A 20,398-nucleotide genomic window follows, 5' to 3' on the forward strand; every position below is an offset into this window, starting at 1 on the left:
AACGCCCGGTCCCATTCCGAACCCGGAAGCTAAGCCCTCCAGCGCCGATGGTACTGCACTCGACAGGGTGTGGGAGAGTAGGACACCGCCGAACACAACATTCCGTAATGCCCCCGACCTCACGGTCGGGGGCATTACGCATTTCGAAACTATTACCCCCACAACGTATTCGAGTGTGATGTCCCATCCGATTCCCAGGGCGTCGAACATCCATGTCTGACGATTATGTGCGGTGTCCGAAGACTGCATATCGGAGCGAACAGATCGAGACTCCGCCGGCTAACCCAGCGAAGTAGTTCGGCAAACGCGCTCGCGTTCGTCAGGCGCGAGCGGAATCGCCGACGAATCCGTGAGCGTCTGACAAATGCGAGCGCATTCGCCAGACGCGTGCAGGTTCGCCACACCGATGAACGCCAATCCCGCGCATCTGACAAACGCGCACGCATTTGCCATCAATCCCGCGAATCTGGCAAACGCGTACGCATTTGCCATACGCCCCGCGCAGATCGACTGGTCCTTCCCGGGCGTTCCGTGTACCGCTGCACGCACGACAGACACTGTCGAGTCCGGGGACATATGAGACACGAACGACAGGCACCGCCTCGGTCCACTCCGCTGACGGCGTAGGGCTTCCGCATCGCACGAACGCGCGCGCAGCCGCCAGTCGCACCCCGACCGCTCACCACTCCCCGCGCGCCTGACACACACACGCGCACATGCAGCTGCGACCACCCGCACACGTTGGATCCGACGGTTGTGCATTCGGCAGTGTCGGAATCTCCACTGCTCAGATCGCACGCCGGCAGCGTCGATCGTAAGGCTGAGCGCGGACGGACCTGTATGCCCACTCGAAATCATCTATCGTGCAATGACATTCGAGACAACTGCCCAGTCCCCGCTACCGGATGAATTAATTCGGTGGAGTTCGCGGCTCAGGCCGTGCATGATCATGACACAGGCACATCGTAGAGACCGTGGAGGTGGACAATGGCAGCAGAATCGAAGTACGCAAGCCGACGAGTCGTCTGCACTCGGTTTGCAATTATTGCCAATTACGCTCTCTGAGTAGAGCTTCGGTCCGAAGGTGATGTGACACCCTTCGAATTCCTCGCCGCGCAGAACATCTCTGTGTTCGGCATCCATACTTGTTGTAGGAGAACAGATGTACCACTACGAACAAATCTTGAACGAACATCGACAACGCGTCGAGCGTGGTGTCCGGAACTACGAGCGGCGTCGGGTCGCGGCGGAAAGGGCATCGGAACCGACTGCTAGCGAAGGGAACTCACGAGAAGCTGGGGTTGTCGACGAAGGGGCATCCAATGACGGCGATGTTCCGACTTCCGAGTCCCACCTTCGCGTCGGGACGTTCTCGTCCATGAGCTGAGGCTCAATGTTCGACCAGATCGGAATATCGATCGCCCGCCGCCTCGATGAAGTCGCGGACGAACCAGCACGCAGGGACCACCCGGAGTCCCTGCGTGCTGGTGTCGTCGAGTGCGTGCTCGGTGAGTGTGGCTGCGAGTCCTCGACCGCGGAAGCGAGGGAGCGTGACGGTGTGGTGGAACGTTCTGACGCCGTCGGATTCGAGGTACTCCGAATAGCCGGCCAGCTGAGAGTCGACGTGGATCTCGAACCGGTTGTCGGCAGTGTCGTGCGTGATCGTCACCTGCATGGTGGTACCTCCTGGCCGAGTTCGCTCTGTTCACCGTAACCGGCACTCGTCCGACGGGGTGTTCGGCGGTTACTCGAGCGTGGGTCGAAGCAGTAGGGTGAGGTAAACCGAGTCGTGCAAGCGCCACCCGTCGCAACACCGCTCTTCATAAGTACGGGGCGCTCTCGAGGCTGAAGGTGGCAATCCGTGGAAGACACATCCGACCGGGGAATCAAAGCATTCATTCGAACCGTCGCTCAGCGCGGTGGACGTGCGGAGCGGCTGACCACGTCTCGCCGTAACCCCGTGCAGGTCTGGGCTATGGACGGGAAGTCCTCGTGCATCGTTCGAGTGCGATCGAAAGTGACCGGGGACTGGAAGGCTCGCAGGCAAGACGAGTCGCTCGAGAGCGACGACACCGGATCGTCGTATTGGGTGTTCGTCGACCTTGCGAACGAAGAGCCGCGCTTCTACATGGTGTCGTCGGAAGAGATGGCGACCGATATTCGCGGAGAAGTCGATCTGTGGGTTCAGGATTCGCCTCTTCGAACCAGAACTGGGCATCACGCCATCGCGGTGGACCGGGTGGCGCATGGCAGTGAGCGGTGGGACCTGTTGGGGCTGAGCTCCACGTTGGACACCACGCTCGATGTCGGTCCCGAGCAGACGTGGGTTCGTACCCCACGGGTGAAGGCACCCCGCAAATCGGCGAAAGCCGCAGTGGAGGAAGAAGTCGTCGACAACCGTGTGCGAGTCGTCGCCGACTGCGAGGGCTATCGACTGAGCGGCCGCTACGACCCCGAGACCCAGCGACTGGAGATCACTGCCGGGCCGATGGAGGGTCGACGATTCGACAACCCGTCCGTCGCGGCCAGTGCCGTCGCCACCCATATCAGCGGAGATGTCGAAGAGCGCGACGGCTGGCAGTTCTGGCAGTTGGACACTCCGGATCGCGCTCCGCTGGGATCGTTTCAGTAGAGAACGGCAGGCCGGATGGGCTTCGTTGTGATTCCTCACCAAATTGTTCCATCGGCCATAAACGGGCCAACGGTCGGATTAATCTAGCGCTGGTAGGACGAGCTCCCTGTTTTAGCCACTGGGTCGAATCGATGTTCGAGAGTTCGTTCGTACATCGAAATCGGAGTATCAGCGAGCTCAACGGTCGACAGTGCGAGGGGTGCTGTCGACCGTGGGGAGAGGTATTCACCATGGAGCATTCCTACCGGTCAGGTACAGCCCACGCGTCCCGTTTCCTGTTCCTCATCGCGCAGTTCGTCGATCGAAGAATCCCAGCCGAGTTCTTCTCGGCCCAGTTTCGCGAGCTGCAGAACACTCAGTCCGCGTACCTCGACGCCGACGTGTCGTCGGTCATCGGAATGTTGTCGGTGGACGTCGGAGCGTACCTGGGTGACGTCGAGATCCGCGGAGTCGACTACATCGACTCCGAACAACTGTGGATGGCCGCCGGGCAGGCGTTTCGTGATCTGATGACCGTCCAGTCCGAGCACATCGAGCGTGAGGCCGGCTGATGGTCCACGACGATGTCACCTGAACCGATCGCGCTGCCGCAGAAGATCTTCGAGCCTGAATCGTCGATGGGTTCCGCGCATCTCGATAGGTAGGTCGCCCGCATCGGCCAACCGTCTGACATAGGTATCGGAGACCCCGAGTACTGCCGCGGCCTGCGAGGTCGTGAGTAACTCGTCCACCGTTCCGATTGCCACTGCTCGGCCGGTGGCCAGCTGGGTGAGGAGTTCGAGGACGGCACCGCGTGCCGCGTCGTCGAGTGGCACCGCCGAATCTCCGATTCTGACGTCGACGTCCGTACCCGTTCGCTTGTGTACGGCGGCCGCGAGTTGTGTGGCCGAGCGCGAGGCGAGAGCAGGCATGACGAATCGGAAGTCCATTCGACCAGGATAGAAGCGGACGGTACGCATAGGCTCGAAGCACCCGACTCACAAGGAGTGTTTCAGTGCCGCAGTTGTTGCATCTCGATTCGTCTGCCGACCCGGTTCGTTCGATCAGCCGTCAGGTGACGTCCCGCTTCTCGGACGGCTGGCATTCGATCGGCACCGACCACTCCGTGATCCATCGAGACCTGCATCTGAATCCGCTGCCGCACCTACCCACTTCGGCGCTGCACTGGGCACCACACTTGCGCGCAGCCGACGAACATGTGGAGGCATCCGCCGAGGCGCTCCAGATCGAACTGATCGAAGAACTGATCTCGGCGGACGTTGTGCTCATCGGTGCACCGATGTACAACTGGTCGATCCCGTCGACCTTGAAGGCGTGGATCGACTACGTACACGTTCCCGGCATCACCGTCCCGTTCGACGGCGATACGGCACCCCTCGTCGGCAAACCTGCTGTTGTGGTGACCAGCCGCGGTAACGACTACACCCCCGGTACCGACGGCGCGTCGGCCGACCACACCACGGCCCAGTTGCGGCAGGTCCTCGGGGTCGCGCTCGGGATGGACGTCCACTTCGTCCCGATCGATCTGACGCTTGCTGCACGAGTGCCGGCGCTGGCACCCCGGATTCCGCAGGCGCAAGCCAGTCTCGAGGCTGCGTTTGTCGCCGTCGAGGGACTCGCTCTGAAATTGGGCGGGGCTTTGCCCAGGTAGGACCCGAGTAGCCTGGCGAGGTGCTACCGAACGGCCCAGGCAACGACACCACCCGCGGCAACCGCGGATCGGGTCGGCATCGTATCCACACAGCGTCGCGTCATCGTGGTCTCGCGCTTCGGATCGGACGGGTCGTCGTTGCCACTGCAGCGGTCGCCTCGGTTGCGGTGAGTGGCATCGGGTTCGCGGTCTACCGCGAGGCGACCACCGGACTGACCACCTCCGACGCTCTCGACGGTATCGCGAACAACGATCCGGGCGGCAACGGCCAGGACACCAACATCCTGTTGATCGGCCTCGACAGTCGCAAGGACATGGACGGAAACGACCTGCCCGCCGAGTTCGTCACCGATGAACTGCACGCGGGAGACAGCGATGTCGGCGGTTACAACACCAATACTCTTCTGCTGGTTCATCTTCCGGCCGATGGCGGACGTGCGACCGCGTTGTCGATACCTCGTGACGACTATGTCGACGTCCCCGGGTACGGCAAGCGAAAGATCAAGGAGGCGTACGGCCTCGCCAAGGCCGACGCCGATACGGAGTTGCTCGACGAGGGCGTCACCGATCCGGCCGAGCGTGAACGGCGAGCGAGAGAGGCAGGTCGGCGATCGACGTTGACTGCGGTCCGCAACCTGCTCGACGTGCCGATCGACCATTTTGCCGAAGTGAACCTCCTGGGTTTCTACGACGTGGCGACGGCCGTCGGCCCCATCCAGGTGTGCCTGAACAATCCAGTCGACGACAGCTATTCGGGGGCGAACTTTCCAGCCGGCGCCCAAGAGCTGGGCGCCTCGCAGGCGCTGTCCTTCGTACGGCAACGTCACGGCCTCGACAACGGCGATCTCGATCGAACCAAACGGCAGCAGGCTTTTGTTGCCGGAGTGATGGCCAAGCTCAGCTCCTCCGGTGTTCTCGCGAACATCGGCGAACTACGAGCGCTGGTGGCAGGAACCAAGAACGACATCGTCATCGACGCGTCGTTGGATCCGATGACGCTCGCCGGGCAAGCCGGTGCGGTCATGCAGGGTGACATCGACTTCTACACGCTGCCGATCAAGGGGTACGACACGATCAACGGTCAGGACGTCAATCTCGTCGACGTCGACTCCATCAGGGCCGAGGCTGCGCGGTTGATCGGCAACGTGCCGGTGCCCACACCGTCGATCACCGAGGCACCGGCCCCGACGACGGGACCTCCGCCACTCGCGATCGCCCCACCGGATACGACCGAGGATCTGCCCGGGGCACCAGACGAGGGCGTGCACAGCGACGGCGGCATTCCCTGCGTCGACTGAGCCCTGCGTCGACTGAACGCGCGCCGGGCAGGTCAGGGTGCGCTCAGCAGAACATCCATCAGCTGCTTCTCCACCGCAGCGAACTGAGGTGTCGTCACGATCTCCAGTCCGCGTGGGCGGGGCAGGGGCACCTCGACCTGCCGTCGTACATGGGCCGGCCTGGGGGAGAGAACGACGACCCGATCGGAGAGGTAGACCGCCTCACGGATGTCGTGCGTGATCATCAGCACTGTCCATCGAAACTCCGACCAGACCTGCTGCAACCAGGACTGCATGTCACTGCGGGTCAACGAGTCCAGCGCTCCGAACGGCTCGTCGAGCAGCAGCACCGACCGACCCTGCACCACCGTGCGCAGTAGCGCCGCTCGCTGGCGCATGCCGCCGGAGAGCTCGGACGGCCTGGCCGACTCGTAGCCGTCGAGGCCGAATACCGGGAACAGCTCCCGCGCCCGCGCCCGCGCTTCCTTCTTCGCGACGCCCTGCACTTCGAGTCCGAGAGTCGTGTTGTCCAGCACGGATCGCCAGGGAAACAGCAGATCCTTTTGCGGCATGTAGGCACACGGCGGTACGTTCACCGTGCCGGAATCGGGTCGGTCCAGCTCGGCCAGCATGTTGAACACCGTGCTCTTGCCGGATCCACTCGGTCCGATGATCGAGATGAACTCGCCTTTCTGCGCTCCGAACGAAACGCCGTCGAGCACAAGCTTGTCGCCGAACGATTTGGTCAGTCCGCGAACGTCGATGCAGTTGTCGGTGGTGATCCGGTCAGACATGTAGTCCCGCCGATCCGTGGCGAGCCCACGGAGCAACCAATCGTTCCACCACGAACGTGGAGACGAAGAGGACCACACTGATCACGGCTGTGACGGCCACTGCGGCCAGGACCAGATCGGTTCGGAACGAGTTCTTCTGTTGGCTCATGTAGATGCCGAGCCCTGCACTGGCTCCGGCATATTCGGCGAAGATCGCCCCGACGACGGCGTAGGTGATGCCGATGCGCAACGAGGTGAAGAACCGGGGGAGAGCCGACGGTAGCCGTACGTACCGAAACTGTTGCCAGCGTGAGGCACCCATGCTCACGAGAAGAGATCGAGCATCGCGATCGGCTGCCGCGAAGCCCTCGATGAGCCCGATGGCCATCGGGAAGAACGTGGCCAGAGCGATCACCAAAACCTTGGGGAGCAAACCGAAGCCGAACCAGATGATCAGCAACGGTGCGATCGCAATGATCGGCAGTGTCTGCGACACGACGAAGAGTGGCACGAACGCGCGCCGGAGCCAGGGCGAGAAATCCACCGCAACAGCCAGTATCCAGGCGAGAGCCAGGGAGACCGCGAAACCGACGAGCGTCACCTGCACGGTCGCGGACGCGTTCTCGATGATCGCATCACGCTGCGCCCAACCCTGCACGACGACGCGACCGGGCGATGGCAGCACCTGCGGGCGGATACCGCTGACCTGGACGTAGACCTGCCATGCGGCTATCAGGGCGGCGACGACCGTGACCGCGGGCCACGCCCAGCGAACAGAGGCTCGGATCCCGCTGAACGACAACGTGTCTCGCTCAGCGGTTACCGGCTTATCGATCGCCGAGATAGTCATTGGTGAAGTAGGTCGACCAGTCCGGCTCCGTCGTCAGCGGGGCGCCGTTCTGATCGGCCAGTACGCCGCTCTCGTACAGGAACTTCGAGTACGCCGTCCACTTGTCGAGGCTCTGTCTTCCGACCTCGCCGGAGGGATCCTTCATGTACTTCGCCGCGAGCATTTCCTGGCTCTCGAAAACGAGCGACTCGTCCGTGAAGGTTCCGGGGTTGGCGTCGATCAGGTCCTGGGCAGCTCTGTCGGGATCGTCGGCAGCGAGTTGGTACCCGCGTTGCAGGGCCTGGACGAATTTCTTCGCCTCGTCCGGGTGGGCAGCGAGCCAGGGTTCGTTGCCACTGATGGTGAGCGCATAGGCGTCGGGAAATCCGTAGTCGGTGTAGTCGAAGTACTTCATCGGGGTTCCGCTGTGCTCGGCCTCGATGCCCTCCCACGCGAAGTAGGAGACGGTGAAGTCCGCGGTACCGGAATACACCGCCTCGTATGCCGAGGTTCCCAGTACTACGGTCTCGTATTCGCCTGTGCCACCGTCGTTCTTGATGACCTGCTGAAGTCCGGCTTGCTCGCCGGATTCGCCGAAGCCGGCGTAGACCTTGCCGTCGAGTGCCTTCGGGCTCGGGATGTCGTCTCGATCTGCGCGAACTCCGATGCCGGTTGCCCAATGCTGCAGCGGTGCGAGAACAGACACGGTCTGGGCGCCCGCCGACGTGGCGAACACCCCCGAGCTCTGTGTGCTGATGCCGAACTCGGCGTTTCCGGCATCGACGAGGGTGTCCGCTGCGGTGTTGTTGTAGGGCAGAACTTCCACGTTCAACCCGGCGTCGGCGAAGTAGCCTTCTTGCAGAGCCACGTAGAGGCCGGTGTGATTGGTGTTCGGGGTCCAGTCGAGGGCGAAGCGAATGGTGTCGGAGTCCGTCGATTCCGAGCATCCCGCCAGTCCGGTGGTCGCCACGACCGCCGCTGCAAGCGTGGCGAGGATTCGAGTGGTTCTCATGCGTACACCGCACTCTCGGCCGAAGGCCACGGAGTGGGATGTAAAGCGCTGTCCCAGAACATCAGTTCGTATCTCGACGCGACGACGAAGGCGTCGATCATCTGCTCGCGTTGATCTGGCGTCGCGGCCGCGGCGGCGTCGTCCACGAACGTCTTCGCAGCGTCGACGATGGCATGGAATTCGGGTGCGTCGTAGGCAGCCACCCAGCGCGCATAGGGGTGATCCGGATCGCGATCGAGAACCGCCTTCGCTGCCGCGGCGAGAGAGCGGCCGACATCGGCGTAGATCCAGAAGCACGGCAGCACTGCCGCGGCTGCCACCGGATACGGCTCGGTTGCTGCGGTTGCGATCAGATACGAGGTGTAGCCCAGGCACTCGGGTGATGGCTCCGGCGTAGCCGTCGACGAGGGGAGAGAACCCCCGGTCAGCATGGCCTCGTGCGACGACGCCTCGTCCATGGCGCTCGCGGCGGCGCTCGCCCAGAATGCCCCGGTGAGCGGGTTCGGTGCGTGTGCTGCCAGCAAGGACAACGACTTCACGTACCCGCTCAGATAGAGCGAGTCCTGCTCGAGGTACCGACGGAACGCGTCGAGCGGAAGCGTCCCGGCACCGAGCAGCCGTAGGAATTCCAGGTTGTCGATCTCGCGTCGAATGTCCGCGGAGGCATCCCAGAGGAGATCGGTGAAGCGGACCGGGTCCGCAGATACAACAGGCGTCATCGCCTTGACATCCCTTCGTCAGTATTACCTGCATCAGGTTCGGCGGGTTTGATCTCAGCATCCGCATCGGCGGACACACCCCGTGTCAGAACGAAAGCGACAGTAACACCGGTCACCCGGTGCCGATGCCGCCGCCCCTGTATCTGCGGTCCTCGGCTCACCCCAGCATGTCTTCGAGTTCCATACCCTTGGTCTCCGTGATCTTGGCCTTGACGAAGAAGAACGACAGGGCGGCGAACACTGCGAAGCCGGCGTAGATGACCCACAGGCCCACCGACGACGTCAGTGGCGGGAAGGCAAGCGTCACAGCGAAATTGGCAATCCAGTTGGCTGCGGTACCGATTCCGAGGGCCATGGCTCGCATGCGGTTGGGAAACATCTCGCCGAGCATGACCCACATGATCGGACCCCAGGTCGACGCGAAGAAGATGACGAAGAGGTTGGCACCGATCAGCGCGATGGCACCCCACGGAGCGGGCAGCGTGACGTCGTCGCCGCTGCCGATCGACTGCGAGAAGGCCACGGATGCCATGACCAGCCCGACGAACATGCCGAGCGAACCCGCCAACAACAGCTTGCGCCGGCCGATGCCGTCGACGAACAGGATCGCCACGAACGTCATGACCACGTTGATCACTGCGGTGATGACCGACGTGGTGAACGACTGATCCTCACTGAAGCCGACCGAGCGCCACAGCGTCGTCGAGTAGTAGAAGATCGCGTTGATACCCACGAGCTGCTGGAGCACGGCCATCGTGATGCCGACCCAGACGATCGGTTGCAGGCCGAACTTCGGCCCGCGGATATCCGCGAACGACGAACGCGACTCCTTGCGCAGCGTGAGCCTGATCTCGTGAACGCGCTCGTCGGGGTGCAGTTCGCCGGTGATCTCGGCGAGCACTCGCGCTGCTTCGTCGTCGAGATGCTGACCCACCAGGTAGCGCGGGGATTCCGGAATCAGTGTTGCCAGCAGCCCGTACACCAGTGCGGGAACGACGCCGACGAGAAACATCCAGCGCCATGCTTCGACGCCGAACCACAGGTCGTTCGACGCCCCGTCGGCAGCCCCCGCGAGAAGCGCGTCGGACAGCAGGGCGGCGAAAATGCCGATGGTGATGGCCAATTGTTGTAGCGAAGCAAGGGCTCCGCGCCACTTGGCCGGAGCGATCTCGGCGATGTATGCAGGCGCAATCACCGAGGCGATGCCGATGCCCAGCCCGCCGAGTACTCGCCACAGCATGAGATCGGGGACGCTGAACGCCAATCCGGAACCGATCGAGGAAATCACGAACAGGGCCGAGCCCAGCAGCATCACTTTCTTGCGTCCCCAACGGTCTGCGAGGCTGCCGGCGAACCAGGCACCCACTGCGCATCCGATCAGGGCGATCGCGACCACGAATCCGGTGGTGAACGAGCCGAGGAGAAAGTGATCTTCGATCGAGTCGACGGCTCCGTTGATGACCGAGCTGTCGAAACCGAACAGGAATCCGCCCACAGCAGCGGCGACGCTGACGCCGATGACCTTCGCTGTGTGGCGGTCCGAGGTCTGATTCATGAGTGACGCACCTTCCGGCCGCGCGCACGGGCGTCGGCCGCTGGGGAGACCGTACGGCAGGGATTGTCGTACCGTCCCCGGACATTACGCCTGGTAATTTGCCGAGCGAACGAGACCGTCAGCGAAGGTCGAAATCTTCGGCCGAGACGGTGAATCCGTGACCGACCTGATCGGTACAGGTCACCCCGGCCTGCTCGTCGATGCTGCACTGCAGGCCGTTGGTCGAGCCGCTTCCAGGGATGGTGAGCACCTCGCCGTACGGCAGCGCCGCCGCGGGGCCGTCGAAACGATGGAACTTGGGATCGCCCAGACTCTCGAACTTCGCCGGTGATCCTGCAATCAGTTGCACTGCGTTGGGTTTCACAGCAGTCCCCGAAGCGCCACTGCCGGGAACCTTCGGTGCCGAATCGGGTAACGAACCGTGGCAACCGGCGATCGAGGTGTTCAGCACGGCAATACCGCACTCGAATTTTCCGCTGGGGCTCGAAAAGTAGTACCAGCCAGGTGCTTTGCCGGCGTAGTCCGTCGAATTGGCCTGAGACGCTGCCGAACTCGTCGGCGTTGCCGTGCTGGACGTCGGCGGCGTCGTGGAAGCAGGTGTGGATGACGGCGTACTGCGGGGCGTGGTCGGAAGCGCGGTGATCGGGGTGGGGCGGTCGGTGACGATCGTCGCCATCGGCCCGTCGCCTCCACCGGAACCACAGGCGGCCAGTAGACCGACCGCCACGACTGCCGCTGCGGCACATCCGATTCTTCTCATCGTCGATTCCTTCGCTCGGGGGCGTCGACGCCGAACGTAGCGTCGCCGAGCCCAGGGATGATGTTGGTACGTTGGGCAGCGACCGAACAGGAGGCTCGATGGGCAACGCGTCCGACTCCACCGCGTCCGACTCCACCGTGTGTGTGAGCACGCCGTACGGCGACGTCCTCGGCTATCCGGTCGCCGTCGACGCATCGCCGATCGTGGCGTGGAGGGGTATTCCCTACGCGACACCGCCCGTGGGGAAGCTCAGGTTCCGATCGCCGCGGCCGCTGCAGCCGTGGACCGGAGTGCTCGACGGTCTCGAGTTCGGCGCGATGGCACCACAGGGTCGCGACAGTCCGGTGCCGATCGATCCGTCGCTGTCGATCTCCGAGGACTGCCTCACGCTCAACGTGTGGGCACCCCGGCCCGACGGAGAGCAACGTCCGGTACTCGTGTGGATCCACGGCGGCGCGTACTCGCTCGGATCGTCCGCTCAGCGGGTGTACGACGGGCGGAACCTGAGCGAGAACGGTGACGTGGTGGTGGTGACCGTCAACTTCCGCCTCGGTGCCTTCGGGTTCCTCGACCTCTCGTCGTTCTCCACCGACGAGCACACCTTCGAGACCAATCTCGGACTGCGAGACCAGATCGCAGCACTCGAATGGGTACGCGAATGCATCGCCGCGTTCGGCGGCGATCCCGATCGAGTCACTGTGTTCGGTGAATCCTCCGGGGGTGCATCGGTCACCACGTTGATGACGTCTCCGAAGGCCGAGGGCCTGTTTCAGCAAGCGATCGTGCAGAGTGCTCCTGCGACGTCGGTGTACGGCCCCGATCGAGGTGCCGCAGTGGCGTCGAGATTCCTGGAATTGGTGGGTGTCGCCAGGGAAGACATCGGCGAATTGTTCGACATGCATTTCAGCAGGCTGGTCACTGCGGGGGACACGCTCTGTTACGAAATTCCCACGAGAGTTCCTGGAACACTGGGTCTTTCGCCGGTCGTGGATGAGGATATCGTTCCGCGTTACCCGGTGGCGGCGTTCCAGAAGGGCCTCTCGCACAAGATCCCACTGATCATCGGCACCAACCACGACGAGCCGTCGATCTTCCGATTCATGAAGTCCCCGCTGATGCCGATCACCTCCGACACCGTCTCGGAGATGTTCCGGGCCATTGCACACGATCACGCCGATCTGCCGGCCTATCGCGTCGCCGAGATCATGGCGGCGTACCCGGACAGGGACAAACCGGCCGGCGCGCAAGCTATGTCGCGTGATGCGGGATTCGTCATGCCGAGCATGTGGATCGCCGACGCACACAGCAGGCACTCGCCGACGTGGATGTACCGATTCGATCACGCGACGCCGATGCTCAAGGCCGCTCGCGTGGGGGCCGGACACGCAACCGAACTGCCGTACGTCTTCGGCAACTTCGGGACACTGAACCGAGACCCCACGTTCTGGCTCGGCGGCCGTAAACCGGCGATGGCGGTGGCGGCGCGGATGCAGAGACGGTGGCTCGCTTTCGCACGGTACGGCGTGCCCGCTGCGCTGGATGCGTCCAAGCATTGGGCTCCGTACACCGAAAAAACGCGATGGACGTTGGTGATCGACACGTCCGACGCCCTTATCGAGGACCCCGACGGCGACATGCGCGCTGCCTGGGGCGACCGTGTGCTGGGATTCAGCTGACACGTCGCCTGCCTTTGGTCGCTCCACAGGCATGAATCGAACGTAACAGCAAGAACACCAGCCGCAGGAGTCTCAGCGGTAACAATTGGATGTCAGCAACCTGACGGTGGCTGCAGTTATGTTCGGTGAGTGTTGATGTCCAGGATTGTCGAAGCCTCCCGTGCCGTGGCCGCGACGCGCTCGCGCAAGGTCAAGATCGAGCAGCTGAGCGCACTGCTCGCCGAGGCGGAGGCCGGTGACATCGAACCCGCTGTGTCGTGGTTGTCGGGGGAGTTGCGGCAAGGGCGAATAGGAGTCGGCTGGCGCACTCTGGCCGATCTCGATGTCACCTCCGCCGAAGCCTCGACATTGACGGTCACCGAGGTCGACGACGCGATCTCCGCGGTCGCATCGACGTCGGGGGCGGGATCGGCCGCGCGGCGAGTAGCGCTGTTGACGGACCTGTTCTCACGCTGCACCGCCGAGGAGCGGCAGTTCCTGATCAGGCTCGTCACCGGTGAACTTCGGCAGGGGGCGCTCGAGGGAATCATGGTCGACGCGGTCGCTGCCGCCACGAACCTTCCGCAGGCTCCGGTGCGTCGCGCATTCATGCTCTCGGGGCGCCTGTCCGCCACCGCGGTTGCCGCGATCACCGGTGGCGTCGAGGCGCTGGACGCGTTCCGGCTCGAGGTGGGACGACCGGTCCGCCCGATGCTGGCCTCACCCGCAGAATCTCTTCGCGCGGCGTGGGAGCAGCTGAACGGTGACGTCACCGTCGAATACAAGCTCGACGGCGCTCGTATTCAAGTGCACCGTTCCGGAACCGACGTGAGCATCTACACGCGAACTCTGCGCGACATCACTGCGAGTGTGCCCGAGTTGGTGGAACTCGTTCTCGAGCTGCCGTGCGATTCCGTGGTCCTGGACGGGGAGACCCTCGCGCTCGACGACAGTGGACGGCCGCGACCGTTCCAGGAAACGATGAGCCGGTTCGGCGCCGAGAGCGCTCACGAGCTTCTGCTGCAGCCCTACTTCTTCGACTGCCTGCACCTCGACGGTGTGGACCTGCTCGATGCCCCGCTGGAGCAGCGCCTGGCCGCACTGGACCGGGTAGCACCGGGGCACCGAATTCCCAGTGCCGTTCGGCCCGATGCGGACGAAGCAGCGGCCCACTTCGATGCCGCACTCGACGCCGGGCACGAGGGGGTCATGCTCAAAGCTCTCGGTGCACCGTATGCCGCAGGCCGCCGCGGAAAGAGCTGGCAGAAGGTCAAACCCGAGCACACGCTCGACCTCGTCGTCCTCGGAGCCGAGTGGGGGTACGGCCGTCGCACCGGCTTCCTGTCGAATCTGCACCTCGGAGCTCGCGATCCCGACGGCGGTGACCCGATCATGGTCGGCAAGACGTTCAAGGGCCTGACCGACGTTCTGTTGCAATGGCAGACCGACGAATTCCCCAAACACGAGCGCGAGCGCGACGAGCACACCGTGTACCTGCGCCCCGAACTGATCGTCGAGATCGAGCTCGACGGCGTGCAGGTCAGCTCGCGCTACCCGGGCGGCGTTGCTCTGCGATTCGCGCGAGTACTGCGATACCGACCCGACAAGAACCTGGCGACCGCCGACACCATCGACGCGGTTCGCGCGCTGTTGCCGAAGCAAAATTGATCAGCATCCCACCTCTGCGCACCGCCGACGATTAATACGTACGAAACCGCACGAACGATCCCGTAACACGGCGCAAAATATTCTCGAGGGTGCAAGCCAGCGAGAGATGGAGTGCCAATGATGTCCACAGTTCGAGCTGCACTGGTCCAAAGCAAGTGGACCGGTGACAAAGAATCGATGATCGCGGCACACGAGGGGTTTGCTCGGTCCGCCGCCGAGCAAGGCGCGAAAGTCGTCTGTTTCCAAGAACTTTTCTACGGTCCGTACTTCTGCCAACTGCAGGATGCAAAATTCTACGAATACGCCGAATCGGTACCCGGGCCCACCGTCGACCGCTTCGCCGCATTGGCGAAAGAGCTCGGCATCGTGATGATTCTGCCGGTGTACGAGCAGGAGCAGCCCGGCCTTCTCTACAACACCGCCGCGGTGGTGGACGCCGACGGCACCTATCTCGGCAAGTATCGAAAGCACCACATTCCCCATGTCAACGGATTCTGGGAGAAGTTCTACTTTCGACCCGGAAACCTGGGGTGGCCGGTGTTCGACACCGCGGTCGGCCGAATCGGCGTGTACATCTGTTACGACCGGCACTTTCCCGAGGGTTGGCGGGCGTTGGGCCTTGCCGGTGCCGAGATCGTCTTCAATCCCTCGGCTACGTCGCGCGGACTGTCGAACTACCTGTGGAAGCTCGAGCAACCCGCATCTGCCGTCGCGAACGAGTACTACGTGGGCGCGATCAACCGGGTCGGAATCGAATCCGAATACGGTGACGACGATTTCTACGGGACCAGCTACTTCGTGGACCCCGAGGGCAAGTTCGTCGGCGAGGTAGCGTCGGATTCCGAGTCCGAGATCATCGTTCGAGACCTGGACATGGACTTGATCAAGGTGGTCCGCGACCGATGGGCCTTCTATCGTGACCGCAGACCCGACGCCTACGGTCCACTGGTGCAACCCTGATGGCCACCACCTTCGTGCACGGTGGAATCGTGGTATCCACCACCGGCGCACAGGAATTGGATGTGCTCATCGACGGTGAGACCATCGTCGCGGTGCTGGCTCCGGGCTCGGTGTCACTGGCCGCGGACCTGAAGACCTCAGCGGACATCGTCGTCGATGCCACCGGCAAGTACGTGATTCCGGGCGGGGTCGACGGGCACACCCACATGGAGATGCCGTTCGGGGGCACGTTCGCATCCGACACCTTCGAAACCGGAACGCGCGCAGCGGCCTGGGGTGGTACGACCACCATCGTGGACTTCGCGATTCAGACTCCCGGCCAGCGCGTACAGGACACTCTGGCGCAGTGGCACGAGAAAGCGGCGGGAAAGTGCGCCGTCGACTACGGGTTTCATCAGATCATCGGCGACGTCACCGACGATTCCCTGAAAGCGATGAGCGAGTTGGTCTCCGAGGGTGTCACCAGCTTCAAGCTCTTCATGGCGTACCCGGGCGTCTTCTACTCCGACGACGGCAAGATATTGCGCGCCATGCAGTCTGCGGCCGAAACGGGTGCACTGCTGATGATGCACGCGGAGAACGGCATTGCCATCGACGTCCTCGTGGCGCAGTCGATCGCCCGCGGAGACACGGCGCCGTACTTCCACGGCACGTCGCGGCCGTGGCAGCTGGAGGAAGAGGCGACGCACCGAGCCATCATGCTGGCCGACGTCACCGGCGCGCCGCTGTACGTCGTGCACGTATCGGCCAAGCAGGCTCTCGAGCAGATTGCGCAGGCTCGAGGCAACGGGCAGAACGTATTTGCCGAGACGTGTCCGCAATATCTCTATCTGTCGCTGGAAGAACAACTCGGTGCGCCGGGTTTCGAGGGGGCCAAGTGGGTCTGCTCGACGCCTCTGCGGTCGCGGGCCGAGGGGCATCAGGACGAACTGTGGCGCTACCTGCGCACCGGTGACGTGGCGACCGTCAGTACCGACCACTGCCCGTTCTGTATGAAGGACCAGAAGGAGATGGGTATCGGCGATTTTTCCAAGATTCCCAACGGAATCGGGTCGGTGGAGCATCGGATCGATTTGATGTTCCAGGGTGTGAAGAGCGGGAAGATCACCCTGGAGAAGTGGGTGGACGTCTGTTGCACCACCCCGGCCCGGATGTTCGGGATGTACCCGAAGAAGGGCGTCATCAGTCCCGGAGCCGATGCCGACATCGTGATCTACGATCCGAACGGGCACACCAGCATCGGAGTCGACAAGACCCATCACATGAACATGGACTACTCCGCGTACGAGGGTTTCGAGATCGACGGCCACGTGGACACTGTGATCTCTCGCGGGCGAATCATCGTCGACGGCGGATCCTATTCCGGCAGTGCGGGACACGGCCGCTTCGTCCGCCGCGATCTGTCACAGAATCTGATCTGAGCCGTGGACATCGGGGTAGTGCTGCAGTGCAATCCGCCGGCGTCCCGTGTGATCGATCTGGCCAGGCAGGCCGAGACACATGGGTTTTCGCACGTATGGACTTTCGATTCGCACTTGCTGTGGCAGGAGCCGTACGTCATCTACAGCCAGATTCTGGCCGCGACGAGGCGCGTGACGGTGGGCCCGATGGTCACCAATCCGGCTACGCGCGATTGGACGGTGACGGCATCGACATTCGCGACGCTCAACGACATGTTCGGCAATCGCACGGTGTGCGGTATCGGCCGTGGCGATTCCGCGGTTCGCGCTCTCGGCGGTAAGCCGACAACGCTTGCTGCGCTTCGAGAGTCGATCGAGGTGATCGGCAGTCTTGCGAACGGGCGGAGTGCCCGGGTCGGTGAGACGACAGTGCAGTTCCCGTGGGCAGAGCACTCGAGGCTGGAGGTGTGGGTGGCGGCGTACGGACCCAAAGCCCTCGAGCTCACCGGGCAGGTAGCGGACGGCTTCATCCTGCAGTTGGCCGATCCGGATATTGCTGCCTGGACGATCGGTCGAGTGCGTGCCGCGGCCGAGCAGGCGGGCCGCGATCCGGATTCGATCTCGATCTGTGTGGCAGCGCCCGCCTACGTCACCGACGGTACCGAGGCCGGCCTCGAACATGCCCGCGACCAATGTCGGTGGTTCGGTGGGATGGTCGGTAACCATGTCGCCGATATCGTCTCGCGTTACGGCGGCGATGGCGGTGGTGTTCCACAGGCACTCACCGACTACATCGCAGCGCGTACCGGGTACGACTACAACGAGCACGGTCGAGCAGGAAACTCGCACGCAGAATTCGTTCCGAACGAGGTGATCGACAGGTTCTGCCTGCTCGGCACCCCGGCCGATCACATCGCCAAGCTGAAGGAGCTGGAGGCACTCGGGGTCGACCAGTTCTCGGTCTACCTCCAGCACGACGCCAAGGCTGCGACGCTGGAGGCGTACGGAGAGAGCATCATTCCGCAGATCCGCAAGTCCGTGACGGCTACGTCGTGACCGGTGTTCTCGATCAGGCGGCGGTGGTAGCTCCTACTCCCGCCCGCTCGGCGCGAGGGCTTCGTCGACCGGTCATGGCGGTGGCCGCAATCGTGTTGCTTCTGGTGTTGTGGGAGCTGGTGAAAGTGCTCGTCCCCGAGAACGGCGTGAGTGTCGGCGGTGTGCGGGTGTTGCCGCGCACCGACGACGGCGCTCTGCCGCATGTGTGGTCGGTGCTGGCGGCGCTGACCGAGCCGGAGGTGAACGTTGCCGGGGCACGCAGTGTCGGCGCTGCGATCGTCTCGAGCGGACTGTTCACTTTCGGTCTCGCGGTGCTCGGATTCGTTCTGGGGGCGGTGGTCGGACTGGTGCTGGCTGTGGCCATGCAACGATTCGTGTGGGTGGAGCGGTCCGTCTTGCCCTACGTGATCGTCTCCCAGACGGTGCCGCTGATTGCGCTGGCACCGCTCGTCGCCGGTTGGGGCGGGAAGATCGCCATCGGCGGGTACGCCTGGCAGCCGTGGATGAGTATCACCGTCATCGCGTCGTATCTCGCGTTCTTCCCGGTGGCGGTGGGGATGCTGCGCGGCCTACGTGCACCCGACCGGGCATCCCTGGATCTGATGCACAGTTACGCGGCCGGATGGTGGACCACGCTTCTGCGGCTACGGCTCCCGGCCTCGGTGCCGCACCTGATCCCGTCTCTGCGGCTGGCTGCCGCGGCCGCTGTGATCGGTGCTGTCGTTGCCGAGATCTCGACCGGAACCACCGGCGGTATCGGCAGGCAGATCATCGTGTTCTCGCAACAGGCGACAGGTGACGCGTCTCGTCTGTACGCAGCTGTTCTGGGTGCAGCGGTGCTCGGACTCGTGGTCACCGGATTGGTGGCCCTGCTCGATATCGCTCTGGGTCGATATGCAGGCCGTACTCCTGCGCGAAGGGCGGATTCATGACCGTGCATGCCGTTGACGTCGAGAGCGTCGGCAAGACGTTCGATGGGGGAGTGACAGCGCTCGACAATGTGTCGCTGTCGATCGCTCCCGGCGAATTCGTCTCCCTGATCGGCCCTTCCGGCTGCGGCAAGTCGACGCTGCTTCGCGTCATCGCCGATCTCGAGCAACCCACCTCCGGTGCGGTGTCGGTGTTCGGTCTGACGGCGCGGCAAGCTCGGGTCGAACAGAAGTACGGCATCGCATTTCAGCAGGCAGGGCTGCTCGACTGGCGAACTGTGCAGTCGAACGTTGCGTTGCCGCTCGAGCTGCACAAGGTGTCCAAACGAGAACGCGCGGAACGGGTACGCGAACTGCTCGAACTCGTGGGACTCACCGATTTTGCCGACAGCTTTCCCAGCCAGTTGTCGGGCGGCATGCAGCAACGCGTGGCGATCGCTCGTGCATTGGCTCGAACGCCCGGACTGTTGCTGATGGACGAACCGTTCGGCGCTCTCGACGAGATGACGCGCGAGAAGATGCAGAACGATCTGTTGCGCATAGCCGAGGAGTCCAGTGCAGCGGTGGTGTTCGTGACCCACTCCATTCCCGAAGCGGTGTATCTGTCCGATCGAGTGGTCGTGATGTCGCCCAGGCCGGGCCGGATCGTGGACACGCTCACGATCGACCCATTCGACTCCGACGGTGACCCACGTGAATCGACGGGTTTCTTCGCTGCCATCACCTCGGTTCGGGATGCGCTGCACGGGCGCATAATTCGCGGTGCGGATCTCCGATGAAAGTCTGGCTGCCGCCGGTGGTGTTCGGCGTTGTCCTGCTCGGATTGTGGCAGCTGCTGACCGTCGTCGCCGGGGTACCGTCGTTCCTCCTTCCCTCACCGAGTGCGATTGCCGAGCAGTTCGCTCGTAACGTCGGCAACATCGGATCGGCAAGTGTGGCAACCGGAACCAATGCGTTGGTGGGACTGATCGCAGGATCGGTACTCGGTCTTGTCGCAGCGATGGTGGCCGTTCGCCTTCGCATCGTCGACGAGCTTCTCACTCCGCTGGCGGCGGGTGCCGCAGCGGTTCCCATCGTCGCCCTCGCTCCGGTGTTCAACTCGATGTTCTCCTCGACCACGGATCTACCCCGCCGCCTCGTCGTGACCATCGTCGTGTTCTTTCCGGTATTCGTAAGTGCGGCAAAAGGACTCCGTCAGGTACTGCCGGTGCATCAGGATTTGATGACGTCGTATGCGGTCGGCGGCTGGCAGTTCACGCGCATCGTACGCCTTCCGTCCGCGGTGCCACACATCTTCACCGGGTTGCGGGTTGCGGCTCCGAATGCTGTCATTGCTGCCATCATCTGCGAGTACTTCGGTGGACTGCAGAACGGTTTGGGGTCGCGGATCACCTCCGCCGCTGCGAACACCGCTTACCCCCGGGCATGGGCCTACGTCGTGGGTGCCATCGCAGTCGGGTTGCTCTTCTTTCTGGTCGTTCTCTTGCTCGAGAAGCTCGTGTCCCGCCGTCGTACCTAGGAG

At 63.3% G+C, this 20,398-nt stretch carries 20 protein-coding genes, 1 rRNA gene and 1 riboswitch; of the genes, 13 read left to right on the forward strand and 8 right to left on the reverse strand.

Annotation, left to right across the window (positions count from 1 at the left end; genetic code table 11):
* Positions 1-94, forward strand: a 5S ribosomal RNA gene (gene rrf / locus CH294_RS17115); the annotation flags it as partial.
* 1,296 nt (positions 95-1,390) lie between these two features.
* On the opposite strand, the gene CH294_RS17125 is transcribed toward rrf, so the two are convergent.
* Entirely contained in the window at positions 1,391-1,675 is a 285-nt protein-coding gene (locus tag CH294_RS17125; protein WP_037154620.1) for a GNAT family N-acetyltransferase, read from the reverse strand.
* Positions 1,676-1,861: 186 nt separating this feature from the next.
* Here CH294_RS17125 and CH294_RS17130 point away from each other — a divergent pair, with 186 nt between their 5' ends.
* Positions 1,862-2,632 (forward strand): hypothetical protein, encoded by a 771-nt coding sequence (locus CH294_RS17130; protein WP_094738625.1) that lies wholly within the window; start codon positions 1,862-1,864, stop codon positions 2,630-2,632.
* 230 nt (positions 2,633-2,862) lie between these two features.
* A complete protein-coding gene (locus CH294_RS17135) occupies positions 2,863-3,183 on the forward strand; it encodes a hypothetical protein (protein WP_032379500.1) in 321 nt (106 codons plus the stop codon).
* Between the two features lie 15 nt (positions 3,184-3,198).
* Here CH294_RS17135 and CH294_RS17140 read toward each other — a convergent pair whose 3' ends face one another.
* Positions 3,199-3,561 carry a helix-turn-helix domain-containing protein gene (locus CH294_RS17140; protein WP_094738626.1) on the reverse strand — a complete coding sequence of 121 codons (363 nt, stop codon included), beginning with the start codon at positions 3,559-3,561 and terminating at the stop codon, positions 3,199-3,201.
* 65 nt (positions 3,562-3,626) lie between these two features.
* On the opposite strand from CH294_RS17140, the gene CH294_RS17145 reads away from it, so the two are divergent.
* Complete coding sequence (locus CH294_RS17145; RefSeq protein ID WP_052077590.1) at positions 3,627-4,283, forward strand: NAD(P)H-dependent oxidoreductase; 657 nt, start codon at positions 3,627-3,629, stop codon at positions 4,281-4,283.
* A 20-nt stretch (positions 4,284-4,303) separates the two neighbouring features.
* A complete protein-coding gene (locus CH294_RS17150; protein WP_094738627.1) occupies positions 4,304-5,581 on the forward strand; it encodes an LCP family protein in 1,278 nt (425 codons plus the stop codon).
* Positions 5,582-5,613: 32 nt separating this feature from the next.
* On the opposite strand, the gene CH294_RS17155 is transcribed toward CH294_RS17150, so the two are convergent.
* The 6 genes from CH294_RS17155 to CH294_RS27850 all read right to left on the reverse strand — a co-directional run bounded on the left by CH294_RS17155 (position 5,614) and on the right by CH294_RS27850 (position 11,208).
* Entirely contained in the window at positions 5,614-6,354 is a 741-nt protein-coding gene (locus CH294_RS17155; protein WP_094738628.1) for an ABC transporter ATP-binding protein, read from the reverse strand.
* Positions 6,347-7,183 carry an ABC transporter permease gene (locus tag CH294_RS17160; RefSeq protein WP_249305351.1) on the reverse strand — a complete coding sequence of 279 codons (837 nt, stop codon included), beginning with the start codon at positions 7,181-7,183 and terminating at the stop codon, positions 6,347-6,349. The genes CH294_RS17155 and CH294_RS17160 overlap by 8 nt, the downstream gene beginning before the upstream one ends.
* Positions 7,161-8,174, reverse strand: coding sequence for an ABC transporter substrate-binding protein (locus CH294_RS17165; protein ID WP_037154609.1), 1,014 nt, complete (start codon positions 8,172-8,174; stop codon positions 7,161-7,163). The genes CH294_RS17160 and CH294_RS17165 overlap by 23 nt, the downstream gene beginning before the upstream one ends.
* A complete protein-coding gene (locus tag CH294_RS17170) occupies positions 8,171-8,893 on the reverse strand; it encodes a TenA family protein (RefSeq protein WP_032402906.1) in 723 nt (240 codons plus the stop codon). The genes CH294_RS17165 and CH294_RS17170 overlap by 4 nt, the downstream gene beginning before the upstream one ends.
* Positions 8,887-8,986: riboswitch (TPP riboswitch) on the reverse strand. It overlaps the preceding gene by 7 nt.
* A gap of 64 nt (positions 8,987-9,050) precedes the next feature.
* Entirely contained in the window at positions 9,051-10,448 is a 1,398-nt protein-coding gene (locus tag CH294_RS17175) for a sugar porter family MFS transporter (protein ID WP_094738630.1), read from the reverse strand.
* Positions 10,449-10,566: 118 nt separating this feature from the next.
* Positions 10,567-11,208 carry a hypothetical protein gene (locus CH294_RS27850; protein WP_249305353.1) on the reverse strand — a complete coding sequence of 214 codons (642 nt, stop codon included), beginning with the start codon at positions 11,206-11,208 and terminating at the stop codon, positions 10,567-10,569.
* A gap of 98 nt (positions 11,209-11,306) precedes the next feature.
* Between CH294_RS27850 and CH294_RS17190 the strand changes: the two genes are divergently transcribed.
* The 8 genes from CH294_RS17190 (at position 11,307) to CH294_RS17225 (ending at position 20,395) form a co-directional block, all read left to right on the forward strand.
* On the forward strand, positions 11,307-12,884 hold the full coding sequence (locus CH294_RS17190) for a carboxylesterase/lipase family protein (RefSeq protein ID WP_094738631.1): 1,578 nt from the start codon (positions 11,307-11,309) through the stop codon (positions 12,882-12,884).
* A 129-nt stretch (positions 12,885-13,013) separates the two neighbouring features.
* Complete coding sequence (locus tag CH294_RS17195) at positions 13,014-14,531, forward strand: ATP-dependent DNA ligase (RefSeq protein ID WP_094738632.1); 1,518 nt, start codon at positions 13,014-13,016, stop codon at positions 14,529-14,531.
* Positions 14,532-14,651: 120 nt separating this feature from the next.
* Positions 14,652-15,491, forward strand: a complete 840-nt coding sequence (locus CH294_RS17200; RefSeq protein ID WP_197914655.1) for a nitrilase-related carbon-nitrogen hydrolase — start codon at positions 14,652-14,654, stop codon at positions 15,489-15,491.
* Positions 15,491-16,912 (forward strand): dihydropyrimidinase, encoded by a 1,422-nt coding sequence (gene hydA, locus CH294_RS17205; RefSeq protein WP_032402903.1) that lies wholly within the window; start codon positions 15,491-15,493, stop codon positions 16,910-16,912. The genes CH294_RS17200 and hydA overlap by 1 nt, the downstream gene beginning before the upstream one ends.
* Before the next feature lie 3 nt (positions 16,913-16,915).
* Positions 16,916-17,947, forward strand: coding sequence for a TIGR03842 family LLM class F420-dependent oxidoreductase (locus CH294_RS17210; protein ID WP_037154594.1), 1,032 nt, complete (start codon positions 16,916-16,918; stop codon positions 17,945-17,947).
* Positions 17,944-18,879 (forward strand): ABC transporter permease subunit, encoded by a 936-nt coding sequence (locus CH294_RS17215; protein ID WP_094609785.1) that lies wholly within the window; start codon positions 17,944-17,946, stop codon positions 18,877-18,879. Before CH294_RS17210 ends, CH294_RS17215 begins: the two co-directional genes overlap by 4 nt.
* Positions 18,876-19,655 (forward strand): ABC transporter ATP-binding protein, encoded by a 780-nt coding sequence (locus tag CH294_RS17220; RefSeq protein ID WP_094738633.1) that lies wholly within the window; start codon positions 18,876-18,878, stop codon positions 19,653-19,655. The genes CH294_RS17215 and CH294_RS17220 overlap by 4 nt, the downstream gene beginning before the upstream one ends.
* The gene (locus CH294_RS17225; protein ID WP_032402899.1) at positions 19,652-20,395 is read left to right on the forward strand and encodes an ABC transporter permease subunit; all 744 of its coding nucleotides are present in this window, start codon (positions 19,652-19,654) and stop codon (positions 20,393-20,395) included. Before CH294_RS17220 ends, CH294_RS17225 begins: the two co-directional genes overlap by 4 nt.
* Positions 20,396-20,398 lie beyond the last annotated feature (3 nt).

Source organism: Rhodococcus sp. 14-2483-1-1 (genome assembly GCF_002259335.1).
Taxonomy (GTDB): domain Bacteria; phylum Actinomycetota; class Actinomycetes; order Mycobacteriales; family Mycobacteriaceae; genus Rhodococcoides.

Coding starts and splice junctions, on each gene's coding strand:
- CH294_RS27850 (WP_249305353.1), bottom strand. CDS start 11,208: ATGAGAAGAATCGGATGTGCCGCAGCGGCAGTCGTGGCGGTCGGTCTA.
- CH294_RS17220 (WP_094738633.1), top strand. CDS start 18,876: ATGACCGTGCATGCCGTTGACGTCGAGAGCGTCGGCAAGACGTTCGAT.
- CH294_RS17170 (WP_032402906.1), bottom strand. CDS start 8,893: ATGACGCCTGTTGTATCTGCGGACCCGGTCCGCTTCACCGATCTCCTC.
- CH294_RS17175 (WP_094738630.1), bottom strand. CDS start 10,448: ATGAATCAGACCTCGGACCGCCACACAGCGAAGGTCATCGGCGTCAGC.
- hydA (WP_032402903.1), top strand. CDS start 15,491: ATGGCCACCACCTTCGTGCACGGTGGAATCGTGGTATCCACCACCGGC.
- CH294_RS17200 (WP_197914655.1), top strand. CDS start 14,652: ATGTCCACAGTTCGAGCTGCACTGGTCCAAAGCAAGTGGACCGGTGAC.
- CH294_RS17190 (WP_094738631.1), top strand. CDS start 11,307: ATGGGCAACGCGTCCGACTCCACCGCGTCCGACTCCACCGTGTGTGTG.
- CH294_RS17165 (WP_037154609.1), bottom strand. CDS start 8,174: ATGAGAACCACTCGAATCCTCGCCACGCTTGCAGCGGCGGTCGTGGCG.
- CH294_RS17225 (WP_032402899.1), top strand. CDS start 19,652: ATGAAAGTCTGGCTGCCGCCGGTGGTGTTCGGCGTTGTCCTGCTCGGA.
- CH294_RS17160 (WP_249305351.1), bottom strand. CDS start 7,183: ATGACTATCTCGGCGATCGATAAGCCGGTAACCGCTGAGCGAGACACG.
- CH294_RS17140 (WP_094738626.1), bottom strand. CDS start 3,561: ATGGACTTCCGATTCGTCATGCCTGCTCTCGCCTCGCGCTCGGCCACA.
- CH294_RS17135 (WP_032379500.1), top strand. CDS start 2,863: ATGGAGCATTCCTACCGGTCAGGTACAGCCCACGCGTCCCGTTTCCTG.
- CH294_RS17155 (WP_094738628.1), bottom strand. CDS start 6,354: ATGTCTGACCGGATCACCACCGACAACTGCATCGACGTTCGCGGACTG.
- CH294_RS17125 (WP_037154620.1), bottom strand. CDS start 1,675: ATGCAGGTGACGATCACGCACGACACTGCCGACAACCGGTTCGAGATC.